Genomic DNA, 13,347 nt, shown 5'->3' with positions numbered 1-13,347 from the left:
CGTGCGGATCGCATGCGGTGCTTTTTATCAGGAGTCATGCATCCTGAGCCGTGACTCTATATAAATCAACTTTGCATTTCACGAAAGCGCGGATGATCGATGGGACTTGGGCTTCTGAACGAATCAACAATGAGGTCTCGTCATCACTGATCACAAGATCTGTTCCGACAGTTTGTAAGTACTGCGTGAGAACAGGTTTCACCTCATCATCAATCCACGCATGCTTGAAGGTTGCACGTATGTTTGAGGATGTGATGGTTTTTTCTTGAGGATGAGTATGGGGGGACACTAATTTTCCTTCAGAAATGAATGCCGTTTTGGTACAAATACTATTTGTGAACCTTGGGCGGTCAGCCGTTAAAAAAACGGTTTTCCCTTCATGTTTTAACGTTTCAATGACCTGCTGGATGTGTAAGATCGAATCAGCATCAATATCGGCAAAAGGCTCGTCTAGTAAAATAAATTCGGGCCGATGGGCGATGGCCTGCGCCATTCCGAGCCGCTTCTTCATACCAGGTGTGAAGGTAGCTACCTTTTCCTGATGATAGTGATCTAAACCGACAAATTCGAGCAGTTCTTCATAATCACTCGTTTTCTGGCGTGTCCCGGTGATTTTGGATAAGTAGGCAATATGTTCAAGTGCCGTGAGCCCTTCATATAAATCCGTATATTCAGGCAGAACACCGATATGCTGCCTCACCTTTTTTAATGAAGGCATATCCATCATCGTAAACGTACCAGAGGTTGGCCGGGAAATTCCCGTAATGATATTGAAAAACGTCGTCTTACCAGAACCCTTAGGTCCAATGAGTCCGAAGATATCGCCTTGATTGACATCAAGGGTAATGTGATCTATCGCAACTTTTGTCCGATATTTTTTTGTGAGCTCTTTTGTATGCAGCATTTAGACATCCCTCCTTTGAAATAGGAGTGCTGTTCCAATGAGTAATACAACGGTTAATGCTGTATTCATGAGTACATAGGTCAGCGGTTCACTCAAGCGCGCATAATAATAAGGCGTCATATATTGGAACCAATGAATCAATCGTTCTGAAGAAAGAACAGATATCATACTGACGATCGGGAAAAGAAAGGAAAACAACATCCCAACAAACATTGATTTCTGCGGTGTTGGAAAGAGCATGGACAAAAATAAAGTACATGAGATACCGACACTGATAAAGGTTAAGATTTTTAACGCATCAGAGAACAGAAAACGATGTGAAATCACCATATTCAGTACGTATGTCGTCATAATGCAGCTAAGCCAAAACAGCATCAGCCCAAGATATTTTCCGATAATAATGTTCAAACGGGTTGTTTTACTGACGAGAAAACGGATGGTTTTTAAATGAATTTCGCGGCTCAAAATATCATGAGACAATAAAAAAATAAGGAAGAAACCAAATAACGACATCACCAGTTCATTCCCAATAGAATAAGGATCCTTTGCCTGCTCCCATTTGTCCTGATGAGCAGCAATAAACGGAAGAGTTGAAACAAAAGTAGATAAAATGAAAATAATAACAATTGTTAAAATGGATTTTGTGCTTTTGAAGAGCTGCTTAAACTCATTCATACAGATGGTCCACACACGCTGTACCTCCCTTCATCTTTATTATACAGCTAGAAAGGAAAGACACCATATCTCGCTCTTTAACATTTGTTTAAATTTTATAAAAAGAAGACTCTTCCAGCATCAGTTGACTCACTTTTGAAAATGTTCAGAAAAATATCTTGATTTATCAAAAAACATCATGTATGATAGCTTTAATTCAAGATAGTTAAACAGGCAATGACGAGAGAAAGTACAATCATCAATTTTTCCACAGAGAGCTTCGGCAGCTGAAAAGAAGCAAAAATAATGATTCGAAAAATGGTCTCTGAGCCTCGTGCTGAACATATCTATGATATTAGTAGGACACGACGAGAGTTGGTACTCGTTATCAAAACCACAGTATATGAGCCAGATTGGAGCTTTGTACTTGTAGAGGCTGTTTAGCGCGAGCAAACAGTAAATAAAGGTGGTACCACGAGACAAATACCTCGTCCTTATGATTCAAAGATAAGGATGGGGTATTTTTTATTGTCCACTTTTTTCATACAAATGTTCAAATGTTCCACGTGAAACACCACATCCATTTTTTCAAATGAAAGGGAGATTGACATGAGTGAACATGCATTGGTTTTACAATCAGATTTCGGCATTGATGATGGAGCAGTCAGCGCAATGTACGGAGTGGCAAATACGGTGAGCAGCAGGATCCGCCTTTTTGATCTAACACACAATATACCGCAGTATGACATTTGGGAGGCATCTTACCGCCTGCTCCAAACCGTCACATACTGGCCGGAAGAGACGGTATTCGTTTCCGTTGTTGACCCAGGCGTTGGGTCAGAGAGAAAGAGTCTTGTTGTCAAAACTACAAGCTCGCACTATATCATTACCCCAGATAACGGGACACTCACGCACGTCGCGCAGGATATTGGCATTGTGGAAGCCCGTTATTTAGATGAAACCATTAACCGGCTGCCGAAGTCGGGAAAATCACATACATTCCACGGGAGAGACATTTACGCATATACAGGGGCGAGAATCGCTTCAGGTGTGATTTCTTTTGAAGAGGTTGGGCCAAAGGCGAATATTGATGATATTATTCACCTTCCAGTCGTACAGGCGTATGCGAAAGAAGAAGTCATTACAGGAACGATTGATATTTTAGACGTGAGGTTCGGAAACCTATGGACAAACATTCATCACACGTTATTTGAACAGCTTTCAATTAATTACGGCGATGCAATAGAAGTTACCATTGCCAACGGGCCGAAAAATGTGTATAAAAATATCATGACCTATGGACGATCTTTTGCCGATTTAAAGGTAGGCGAACCACTCGTATATGTCAATTCACTCGATCATTTAGGCGTGGCGATCAATCAAGGGTCATTTGCAAAGGCTTATAACATCGGTACAGGCACAGGCTGGCGCCTTTCGATTCGCAAAGCTCCGCGCATTATATACGAATAAGAGGAGGAAACATCATGGCAGGTAAACAACTTTCAACGAAAACTGTCGTTGCCATCGGAATTGGCGCAGCCGTCTTTGTCATTTTAGGACGCTTCGTCTCCATTCCAACTGGGATTCCGAATACACAAATTGAGACATCGTACGCATTCCTTGCATTAATGGCTGTGCTTTTTGGTCCTGTTGCAGGCGCACTGATTGGGTTTATTGGTCATCTCATTAAAGATGCCACCACGTTCGGCCCTTGGTGGAGCTGGATTATCGTTTCAGGTGTTGTTGGGTTATTGATTGGCTTCATTTCTAACCGTTTAAAAGTAGAAGAGGGCGACTTTGGCTGGAAGAAGATCACGCTTTTCAACGCCGTACAAGCAGGTGCGCAGGCATTAGGCTGGTTTGTTATTGCTCCTGTACTCGACATTGTGATCTATGCAGAACCTGCGAACAAAGTATTTGTTCAAGGCATCGTGGCAGGGATCTCGAACATCATCACAGTCGGTGTACTAGGAACCATCATCATTGCGGCTTATGCGAAAACGAGAAGCAAAAGCGGCAGTCTATCGAAAGAAACATCATGAAGCAAGGTGGAACACATAAATGAAGAAACCGATGATTCAATTCGAACATTTCGGATTCAAGTATCGCAGTCAGGCAGAACCGACATTGAAAGATATCAACCTGACCATCTATGAAGGGGAAAAAGTCCTCATCGCAGGCCCGTCTGGATCGGGAAAAAGCACGCTAGCCCATTGTATCAATGGGCTAGTTCCTGCGTCTTATAAAGGTTCTATGGAAGGAAGTCTTCACATCGGCGGGAAGAATGCAGAGAAAGAGAACATTTTCTCCCTTTCACAGCTCGTCGGAACGGTGCTGCAGGACCCTGATGGACAATTTATCGGGCTGACCGTTGGAGAAGACATCGCGTTTGCTCTTGAAAATGATCAAGTCTCACGCGAAGAAATGAAAACACGTGTCGAAGAAGCGGCAAGATTAACAGAGGTGGACGGCAAGCTGGCATCGTCCGTGCATGAGCTGTCAGGCGGTCAAAAACAACGTGTCGCCATTGCGGGCGTACTTGTCAACGATGTCGACATTTTGCTGTTTGATGAACCACTTGCAAGCCTTGATCCGTCTACAGGCAAAGAAGTGATCGACCTTATCGATCGACTGCAAAAAGAAACGAAAAAAACCGTCGTGATGGTCGAGCACCGGTTAGAGGACGTCCTCTTCCGTCATGTCGACCGCATCATCGTCGTCAATGACGGCACGATTGCAGCGGATATGACACCAGATGAATTGCTCGCCTCAAATGTATTAGAAGCGGCATATTTGCGCGAGCCTTTATATGTAAAGGCCATGAAATATGCAGGCATTCCAGTTACACCGGGAGATCAGATAGCTAATTTACAGCATCTCACCTTAAATGACGAGGAAAAAGGGAAAATCGAGCAGTGGATGGAAGCGTCTGAGCCGTCAGTAGAGCAGATTGCAGTGCAGGATTTACTAGAGGTGCGTGAGCTGAGCTTTGACTATCCGACAAGACCAAACACGCTGAGCAACATCTCCTTTACCGTCAAAAAAGGAGAAATGATTAGCATCGCTGGTGCCAATGGCGCAGGCAAGACGACATTGTCCAAGGTGCTCTGCGCGTTTGAAAAGCCAACGAAAGGGACAATTCATCTGAATGGCGATGACATCACAGGAGACACAATCAAACAGCGTTCTGAACGAATCGGCGTTGTCATGCAAAACCCAAATCAAATGATTTCAAAACAAATGATCTTTGACGAAGTCGCACTTGGTCTCGTTTTAAGAGGGGTAAAGGAAGACGACATCAAGGAACGGGTGGAGCGGGTTTTAAAAGTGTGCGGCTTATATCCATTTCGGAACTGGCCGATTTCAGCCCTCAGCTTTGGACAGAAAAAGCGCGTCACCATCGCATCAATTCTTGTATTAGAGCCAGAAATCATCATTTTAGATGAGCCAACCGCAGGACAGGATTTTAAACATTACACAGAGATGATGACGTTTTTAGAGCAATTAAATCAGCAGGGTGTCACGATCTTCATGATCACCCATGATATGCATTTGATGCTCGAATACACGACAAGAACCATTGTCATTTCAGATGGAGAAAAAATCGCAGATGATACCCCAGCCAAAGTGCTGACAGATCAACTGCTTGTCCAAAAGGCGAGCTTAAAGGAAACATCGCTGTACGAACTGGCACTGAAAGCAGACTGGCCAAATCCAAATGAACTCGTGGATCGCTTCATTGAGGTTGACAGAAAGGAACGAATGACATGGCTGTAGACATGCTGTCCTATATCGATCGCCCGTCGCCGATTCATCGGCTGACAGGTGCAACCAAACTCATTTGCTTTATCCTCTGGTCATCCGCAGCGATGCTCACGTATGATACAGGCATTTTAGTCTTTATGCTAGCCGCCAGTATCGTATTCTTTCAGCTATCGAACGTGCGATTTCGTGATATTTCCTTCGTGGTGATTGTCCTGGCGATTTTCCTAGTCATCAACAACATCGCCATTTACATCTTTGCGCCCCAGCAAGGAGTCGCCATCTACGGAGCAAAGCATGAGCTGTTTCATATTGCAGGCTGGTACAACGTCACACTGGAACAGCTTTTCTATCAATTGAATATTACGCTGAAATATGTGACCGTCATGCCAGCAGCGCTTTTGTTTATCGTCACAACGAATCCAAGTGAATTTGCCTCATCGCTCAGCCGAATCGGGGTCAGCTACCGGATTTCCTATGCTGTCGCGATTGCCTTACGCTATATTCCAGATATTCAGCGGGATTTTCGAACGATAGCGATTTCTCAGCAAGCAAGAGGAATTGATTTATCGAAGAATGAAAAACTGGGGAAACGGATTAAAAATGCGCTGTCGATTGTGATGCCGCTGATTTTCTCCAGCTTAGAGCGGATTGAAACGATCAGCAATGCGATGGAGCTGCGCGGATTTGGAAAGCATAAAAAGCGCACATGGTTCACGGCGAAAGACTTTCAAAAAGCAGATTATGCTGCGTTATTGTTTGTTGGTGTGGTACTCATCGTGTCGCTAGTGATTACATTTGTTAGAGGAACAAGATTTTATAATCCATTTTTATAGAAAGAAGCCTTCACAGAAGTGGAGGCTTCTTTGTTTGGTTTGTGGATAAAAGGTGTGGGAAATGGCAAAAGACTATTAACATGTGAATAAATCGGTTATATTGAACAATGAGCGAAACACTTGTGAATAACCAGACAACATATTGGAGGAATAAGAAACTTATGAACAAAACATTGTATGCTTGTGCAGAACACATAGAAACCGTATTAGACATGTACATAGATGATCACGAACTGCCACCAGAATTCAGAAAAATCGAACATACACACAGTTTATCCACAACCTGTGAATTGTGCGATGAACCTGCAATATATATAGTGGGGAACGAATGATCGGACACAAAATACACAAATTTTATCCACAATTGTTGATAACTTATATGAATAACTTGTTCTTAAGGTGGGGATGACCTGTGAATATATCAATTATCACAGTAGGAAAATTAAAAGAGAAATATTTAAAACAAGGCATAGCCGAATACACAAAGCGATTACAAGCCTATGCGAAAATCGACATCATTGAGCTCGCAGACGAAAAAGCACCCGAACACCTCAGCGATCAAGACATGAAAATCATCAAAGACAAAGAAGGCGAACGCATCCTAAGCAAAATCAACCCAGACGCCCACGTCATCGCCCTCGCCATCGAAGGAAAAATGAAAAGTTCCGAAGAATTAGCCGATACAATAGATAAGCTGGCAACATACGGAAAAAGCAAGGTATGTTTCGTCATAGGCGGATCCCTCGGATTAAGCGACGCCGTCATGCAGCGTGCGAATGAGAAGCTTTCATTTTCGAAAATGACGTTCCCGCATCAGTTGATGAGATTGGTGCTGGTGGAGCAGATTTATCGGGCGTTTCGGATTGTGCGGGGGGAGCCTTATCATAAGTGAATGAGGTATTTTTGGTACAACAAGTAACAGCACCATCCAAGCAGGAAAGGTGCTGTATGTGTTTTGTTGCTTGAAAGCCTGTTTTTGTTGTTAAATTGTTCTTATTTGTCTATTTCTAACTCTAGCTTATTATCTAGGAAGCAGGGGGAAGGAGATCTAGCTTTTTTATGATATGAATGGGGAAGTAGAAGAACTGTTCCCATGTTTCCTTAAAATTTGGGATGAGGTCCCTATAGACAACAATTTTTCTTTTTCAATTTTTTTCTGAATAAGAATTGGTTTTGTATTATGATAAAATAGAAGATAATGGGAGAAAAGTTGATAATTTAATTAGGGGGTTTAAATGTCAAATATTACTGTGAAAATGTTTCCTGCAAAAAATGGAGACTGTTTTTTAGTTTCACTTGGATTCGATAATAAGAAACATATTCTAATAGATTGTGGTTATGTGGAAACATATAGAGACTTTTTAAAAGAAGAACTAATTAAAATTGCAAATAATGGTGAAGCAATAGATTTAATGGTGATAACGCATATTGACCAGGATCATATTTTAGGTGCATTAGCATTTTTAGAAGAAAATAATAAAGCTCCTTTTATAGAGGTTAAGGAAATATGGCATAACAGTTACAAACACTTACAATTTGAAAAAGAAAAAGTTGAGGAAATTACTAAGCAAGAATTAACAATCTTAAATAGAGAAGTAGTATTGGGAAGTTCCTTTTTACGACATCGAATAGGACAAAGTAGAATCCGTGATGAGGACATTAGTGCAAAGCAGGGCTCTATGTTAGCAGCTTTAATATTGGAAGGTGGATACCCTTGGAATAAATCTTTTGGTGGCAAAGCAGTGAACTACGAAAACAAGAATCCTATTGTAAAGGATCAATACAACCTTACCTTATTATCACCTAATACAGATAAGCTAAAACGATTATCCAACACATGGTTAAGAGAGCTAAAGAAACAAAAAATGAACTTTTTATTAAGCAATGAGCGAATATTCGATGATGCCTATGAATTCTATTTGATTAGACAAGAGGAACAAAAGGTTGTAGAAAGTAATATCTCATCAGGGGCAATTAACTATGAAGAAAAAAGTATAGAAAAGCTTTTTTTGCAAAATCCAAAAGAAGAAATTGATAAATCCGTAGTAAATGGGTCCTCAATTTCGTTTATCATTGAATATCAGGGTAAAAGATTGCTATTTTTAGCAGACGCTCACCCTGACATTATTTACGATAATATTTCTAAATTAGAAGAGAAATACTTCGACTTGGTTAAATTGCCTCACCATGGTAGTAAAAGAAATATAACAATAGACCTTATAGAGAATCTAAACTCTGAGTTATTCTTGATTTCAACTAATGGCGATAAACACGGACATCCTGATTTTGATTCGCTGGCAAGGCTCCTTTATTATCAAAGACATAGACCGAAGACACTTGTATTTAATTATGAAACAAGCACTTCAAAGATATTAAATAATGCAAATTGGAAAGAACACTATAACTACGGAGTTCACATTTCTAATGGTACTGCTGCAACAATAATTGAAATGTGAGGGGGATATGTATGAAGGATGAAATAAAGCAAGCCATTCCGAAATTAGTTTGTGGTGAGGAAACGGCTACTGCTTTTTTGATTTCAGATGATATTGCAATAACTGCCACGCACGCTCTTATTGACTTTTTCGAGGAGAAAAAGCCGGTGAGGTTATTCTTTAATGTAAATAATCAGTTGAAGGAAATTGATGTAGAACCAATTATTCCTGAGGAAGAGTGTATAAACCAACAAATTATTGCATTGAGGTTAAAGAAAGTAGTAGAAGGTGTTAAACCGATAAAATGTATTGAATTTAAGTTCAACACCTCTTTGAAATGTGAAACATATGGATACCCGCCTGTTAGAAGGGATGGGGGGACTTTTATTGATTTACAGGTCAAAAATGAAGAATATGCAGAGAATTATCGTATATTGAATTCAGATTGGAATATTGATTTAAGTAAGGATGATGATATTAAAGATTACAGAGGAGTATCTGGTGCTCCTTTAATAATAAATAGTACCGCTGTTGCTGTCTTATTAAAACAAGTTGAGGAGGATGGAGAAACAAGTAGACTATCAGCAGTAAGTTTGTATTTATATAAAGAATACTTCAGTAGTATTGGTATAGAAATTATTGAAAAAAGAAATGAACCATATTATGAACCTTATCTAGCTATGTTACAACGTCAATTAGATCAACATCTAGAAAATACTATTTTAAGAAAATTGAATAGGCAGTCTAATAATGCGATTGGTTTGGGATTTACTTTTAAGTTTACTAATGATAACAAACAAGGTGAAAAGCTAGAATCATATATTGAATTACTCAAATTAGATGAATCCGCTGTTATACTATCCGAGCCAGGTGGGGGTAAAACATATCTACTGTCAATGTTGGCGAAAGATATGATTGAGAATCCATTAATTGAAAAGAATAGAGTACCTATTATATTAAAGGCAAGAAAATGGACAAGATCCTTTTCTAATATAGTCGAGGGAATACTAAAAGAGTTAAGATACGCAATACCGAATATTGATGAAAAACAAGTGGAACAAGATTTAATTACCGGTAGGTTTTTAATACTTGTTGATGGTCTTGATGAAGTAACATCATCAGCAGATTTGCTAGTTGATGAGCTGATAAAGGTATCTAAAATTAAGAATGTAAATATTTTAGTAACTTGTAGAAAGGAAAACTATTATAAGCAATTCTATTCGCATTTCTCTGAATATACAATTGACGAATTAGATGATGAAATGATACGGGAATATATTGAAAAGGAACTTAAATTACCAGGGTGGCAAATATTGCACAGTGTTGATGGTAATTTAAGAAGTCTTATACAAAATCCATTATTTCTTTTTATGACGGTTTCAGTTTTAAAAATAACTGGTGGAACAACTTTTCCAAAAAATAAGGCACAACTATATGCTAGTTATATAAGATACCTTATAGAGGAAAGAAATTACCAAAAGGGTTTAGTTAATCCTTTTCAAATAGATGTATCGACCAAGGAATTAATATTATCTGAGTATGCTAAGCGAACTTTTAGAGATTTCCCTACTAGATTAGAGTTTTCAGAATCTGTTTGTACTTTTTTGCAAAGAGATAAAGTTGAAATAGTTAAAAGAGAACTACTGGATACCGGATTAATAATCGAAGATAATGGTGATTTGACTTTCTTTCACCCATCATTTCATGAATATTTTTTTGCACTAAACAATTCTCAAGTATCAGACGATGAATTGATAAGGTTTACGAAGAAATATAGCAGTAATGACAGATACTATGAAGTGTTCATATATTTAGCAGGATTGTTAAAGAGAGACAACAGACCAAAGATATTTTTCGATTATCTGGAGAAGAACAATTTGTTTCTATATAGAAGATGCTTAGAGGCAAGGTTTGATTTTAATAATCAGCTAAAAGGAACTTGGTCTAATGAATATATACTTAACTATCTTGAACAAGTTCGAAATAGTTATTTAGAAATAATTGAGAGTCACTTTAAATCAATTAAAAGATATTTCTATCCTTGGTATTCGATAAAAAGGAAGGAAGTTCAAGTTCCTTTGAAAGTAATAATCGAAGGGAGTATGGATTTCAAAACACCAGCAATTGACTTTAAGTTTTTACTTACTCCAAAGTCAAATAAAGAAGTACCCGAAGTAATATTAAAAGAATATGCAGGCGGGCCAAGAATGTACACTAAAGATCGACAAGGAAATGATGTCAGTATACCGATAAAGACCTTTAATGAAGGCAATCATTGGTTTCTAAATCTGCAAGCTACCGATATGGGAATTGATTCTGCAAGAGAGGTTGCACTTTATTCCATAAAAAAACAGTTGGCTGATATCATGGATAAAAAAACACTTTTTGATATTGAGCCACCAGAAATGGCCGTTATGCAAATAGAAACAAATATAAGGAAATTACCTCTTGAACGTTTTTCTTTATTGAGTGACGATAATACTAGGAGACCTTCTCTTTACAAACATTCAATAGATGATTTAATAAGTTTATTTATGAAAAAGGATATTATTGGGTATTCAAACACTTTAAATAACTATGGTTATTTTAATGCTGAGGACGTTGCAAGAATGGTGCTAGCAGTCTTTAGAGTAAAAAAGTTAAAAATAAATCCCAAAGAATATCTGTTACCAAAATCTGATATTGGATGGGAACAATTAAAAAAGAATACTGCAAAAACATGGGAACTATGGAGCGACAAGCAACTAAGTAAACGGATTACTTGTTTCTATGAGCATTATCAGAACTCATATAGATATTTAGTAGAAAATTACATTCCGTCTTTAAAAGAATTCCTTCCCTTTTACGCAATGGGTCCAATAAGATTTAATATTAGCTTTTATAGGGAGGAGAATTTTGGAGGTGGTGTTGAGATAACCTGGGAGCCAGTTAGCGATATTAGTAAGAGTAAACCGTCGATTCTTCAAATACCACATAGGAATGACCAATATGATCCAAAAAAAGGTAAAGAAGATTATAAAAAAATTAATGATGCCTTATCAAAATTGGGAAGAAGGAGCCTTCCTTTTTTTAGCAGTAGTAATTCGGCCCTTAGTAGGTATATTCGAGATGATGACGAACTACGGAAAATGGTATATGAACAATTAAAGAAAGACATAAGTTATGTCATAGGTGATTTGAAATGATGGGGAATTTATCTTATTAACTTAAGTCTTACTATGAGGAGATGGCTTAAGAAGTATTCATTAAAATTTAAAACTAACAACCATATGGTATATCTAGTTAAAAATAATTGAAAAAATCAGAAATGACTTATAATACCTAAACCAAAAAAGTCTAGCATCTACAGCTAGACTTTTTAGTTCTTCTTTAGAAAAACCCCTCATTTAGATACATCACGGAGAGCCGTATCACAAGTGATGGTAAACAGGAAAATAAAGCTTTATGTCGAGATATATAGATTACGGGAGTTAACTAGAAAGAAAAAGAATTTATTAGAGGAGTAGTTGAAAATGGCATTAACTTTGGAAGTGCGTTCGGAAGTGCTGGCTAAGTGTGCAAGAATTTGTTGTATTTGTAGGGTATTTAAACCATTACATGTTCAGGTGCATCATATCCGTGAAAAGGCTGATGGAGGAACAGATGATTTTGATAACTTAATACCTGTTTGTATTGAGTGCCATTCTAGTATTCATACAAAATCAAAAATGACTCAGAATTTTTCTGAAAAAGAGCTAAAAAAAATTAGAGATAATGTTTATGAATTGGTAAGTACAGGGGATCTTCCGAAAATTAGGTCGACAGAGAGAAAAGAAATTGAATTAATAGCATCTATCTTTGCCGAAACGTTAAAAAACAATAAAAAAGATGAAGAGGATGCACTGAGTAGTGAAGCATTAGAATTACTGTCTACCATTCTATGCGAAGGAGTACCAGCAAGTTTTAATAAAGTAAGTGAGGATTTACTAATCATTGAAATTGGCGGACAACATATTACTACAAAATTCAATGGAAAAGCACAATACCCTAGTTTTGTTATTGAGCTACTTTCTAAAGGTCTAATTTATACGAGTGGAAATTTAATTGAAATCACTGATGAAGGTGAACAGCTTATTAGTACATTAGTTCAAACTACAGCAACCTACACTCAAAAGAAAGTAAAGTGTTTAGAATGTGGATTACACTTTATTATTTGTAGCTGGAATAAAGAAACGCATAATAGTTCTACAATTACTTGCCCTGAATGCGGTCAGAAAAAAGGGAATTATCTTGTATGGGCTCAACAGAAATTCGGCTTTATATTTCAAGATGTTCCAGGAAATGCTATGCTCTATGATATCAGGGGGTTGGTTCATAAAAGACAATAATAGTACTTCAAGTTTATTTTAAATTTTATTTATATTCTAATTAGGTAGCCGGAGATTAATACAAATGGTAGTAAGCAAGAGTTAATTTGTTCTTTTGAGTTAAAAGAATAAAAAAAGATTATAGAATTAATGTGCACTAGTAAATACTAGTTCATTTTTTAAATTTGATTATCAATAAATAAGTTCATTTGGATTAAACAATAACAGTTTGTTGTTCTTTTAGTTTAAATTAATCGAGATTGTTTTTAAGAGTTTTGTATTGCTTAATTATTTAAAGGCGAGAGAAACGAAAATAAAAAGGAATGAAGGGTAAGATAAAATAAGCAATCCCCTTTCCGAACAATCAATTTTGTTTAGTGCTTTTTTTTACATTTTTTGAGGTTTCTCCT

11 protein-coding genes and 1 other annotated feature are annotated in these 13,347 nt (G+C 37.7%); of the genes, 9 read left to right on the top strand and 2 right to left on the bottom strand.

Annotated elements, in window-relative coordinates; translation table 11 throughout:
• Positions 1-34: 34 nt before the first annotated feature.
• Positions 35-904, bottom strand: a complete 870-nt coding sequence (locus ACP7A0_RS14570) for an ABC transporter ATP-binding protein (protein WP_375566671.1) — start codon at positions 902-904, stop codon at positions 35-37.
• On the bottom strand, positions 905-1,594 hold the full coding sequence (locus tag ACP7A0_RS14565; RefSeq protein WP_060597675.1) for an ABC transporter permease subunit: 690 nt from the start codon (positions 1,592-1,594) through the stop codon (positions 905-907).
• Positions 1,595-1,786: 192 nt separating this feature from the next.
• Positions 1,787-2,057, top strand: a binding site (T-box leader).
• A gap of 110 nt (positions 2,058-2,167) precedes the next feature.
• Here ACP7A0_RS14565 and ACP7A0_RS14560 point away from each other — a divergent pair.
• The 9 genes from ACP7A0_RS14560 (at position 2,168) to ACP7A0_RS14520 (ending at position 12,958) form a co-directional block, all read left to right on the top strand.
• Entirely contained in the window at positions 2,168-3,028 is an 861-nt protein-coding gene (locus ACP7A0_RS14560) for an SAM hydrolase/SAM-dependent halogenase family protein (RefSeq protein WP_034660590.1), read from the top strand.
• A gap of 14 nt (positions 3,029-3,042) precedes the next feature.
• Positions 3,043-3,600 (top strand): ECF-type riboflavin transporter substrate-binding protein, encoded by a 558-nt coding sequence (locus tag ACP7A0_RS14555; protein WP_012011871.1) that lies wholly within the window; start codon positions 3,043-3,045, stop codon positions 3,598-3,600.
• Positions 3,601-3,619: 19 nt separating this feature from the next.
• Complete coding sequence (locus ACP7A0_RS14550) at positions 3,620-5,335, top strand: ABC transporter ATP-binding protein (RefSeq protein ID WP_426005600.1); 1,716 nt, start codon at positions 3,620-3,622, stop codon at positions 5,333-5,335.
• Positions 5,326-6,156, top strand: coding sequence for an energy-coupling factor transporter transmembrane component T family protein (locus ACP7A0_RS14545; protein ID WP_034660585.1), 831 nt, complete (start codon positions 5,326-5,328; stop codon positions 6,154-6,156). The genes ACP7A0_RS14550 and ACP7A0_RS14545 overlap by 10 nt, the downstream gene beginning before the upstream one ends.
• A gap of 161 nt (positions 6,157-6,317) precedes the next feature.
• A complete protein-coding gene (locus ACP7A0_RS14540) occupies positions 6,318-6,488 on the top strand; it encodes a CxxH/CxxC protein (RefSeq protein WP_080869563.1) in 171 nt (56 codons plus the stop codon).
• Positions 6,489-6,568: 80 nt separating this feature from the next.
• Complete coding sequence (gene rlmH / locus ACP7A0_RS14535; RefSeq protein WP_034660583.1) at positions 6,569-7,048, top strand: 23S rRNA (pseudouridine(1915)-N(3))-methyltransferase RlmH; 480 nt, start codon at positions 6,569-6,571, stop codon at positions 7,046-7,048.
• 343 nt (positions 7,049-7,391) lie between these two features.
• Positions 7,392-8,612: an MBL fold metallo-hydrolase gene (locus ACP7A0_RS14530; RefSeq protein ID WP_426005597.1), complete on the top strand. Its 1,221-nt coding sequence runs from the start codon at positions 7,392-7,394 to the stop codon at positions 8,610-8,612.
• 11 nt (positions 8,613-8,623) lie between these two features.
• On the top strand, positions 8,624-11,776 hold the full coding sequence (locus ACP7A0_RS14525) for an NACHT domain-containing protein (protein WP_426005595.1): 3,153 nt from the start codon (positions 8,624-8,626) through the stop codon (positions 11,774-11,776).
• Between the two features lie 327 nt (positions 11,777-12,103).
• On the top strand, positions 12,104-12,958 hold the full coding sequence (locus ACP7A0_RS14520) for an HNH endonuclease (RefSeq protein WP_340913674.1): 855 nt from the start codon (positions 12,104-12,106) through the stop codon (positions 12,956-12,958).
• Positions 12,959-13,347 lie beyond the last annotated feature (389 nt).

Origin of the sequence: Bacillus sp. DWP3-1, from assembly GCF_049896565.1 — a bacterium.
Classification (GTDB): Bacteria; Bacillota; Bacilli; order Bacillales; family Bacillaceae; genus Bacillus.
The sequence above is the reverse complement of the archived record's forward strand: the minus strand, read 5'-3'. Positions and strand labels throughout refer to the sequence as shown.

What these genes read in the sequence shown, in the direction of transcription:
- ACP7A0_RS14570 (WP_375566671.1), bottom strand. Translation starts at nt 904, where the DNA reads ATGCTGCATACAAAAGAGCTCACAAAAAAATATCGGACAAAAGTTGCG.
- ACP7A0_RS14545 (WP_034660585.1), top strand. Translation starts at nt 5,326, where the DNA reads ATGGCTGTAGACATGCTGTCCTATATCGATCGCCCGTCGCCGATTCAT.
- ACP7A0_RS14520 (WP_340913674.1), top strand. Translation starts at nt 12,104, where the DNA reads ATGGCATTAACTTTGGAAGTGCGTTCGGAAGTGCTGGCTAAGTGTGCA.
- ACP7A0_RS14550 (WP_426005600.1), top strand. Translation starts at nt 3,620, where the DNA reads ATGAAGAAACCGATGATTCAATTCGAACATTTCGGATTCAAGTATCGC.
- ACP7A0_RS14530 (WP_426005597.1), top strand. Translation starts at nt 7,392, where the DNA reads ATGTCAAATATTACTGTGAAAATGTTTCCTGCAAAAAATGGAGACTGT.
- ACP7A0_RS14560 (WP_034660590.1), top strand. Translation starts at nt 2,168, where the DNA reads ATGAGTGAACATGCATTGGTTTTACAATCAGATTTCGGCATTGATGAT.
- ACP7A0_RS14525 (WP_426005595.1), top strand. Translation starts at nt 8,624, where the DNA reads ATGAAGGATGAAATAAAGCAAGCCATTCCGAAATTAGTTTGTGGTGAG.
- ACP7A0_RS14540 (WP_080869563.1), top strand. Translation starts at nt 6,318, where the DNA reads ATGAACAAAACATTGTATGCTTGTGCAGAACACATAGAAACCGTATTA.
- ACP7A0_RS14555 (WP_012011871.1), top strand. Translation starts at nt 3,043, where the DNA reads ATGGCAGGTAAACAACTTTCAACGAAAACTGTCGTTGCCATCGGAATT.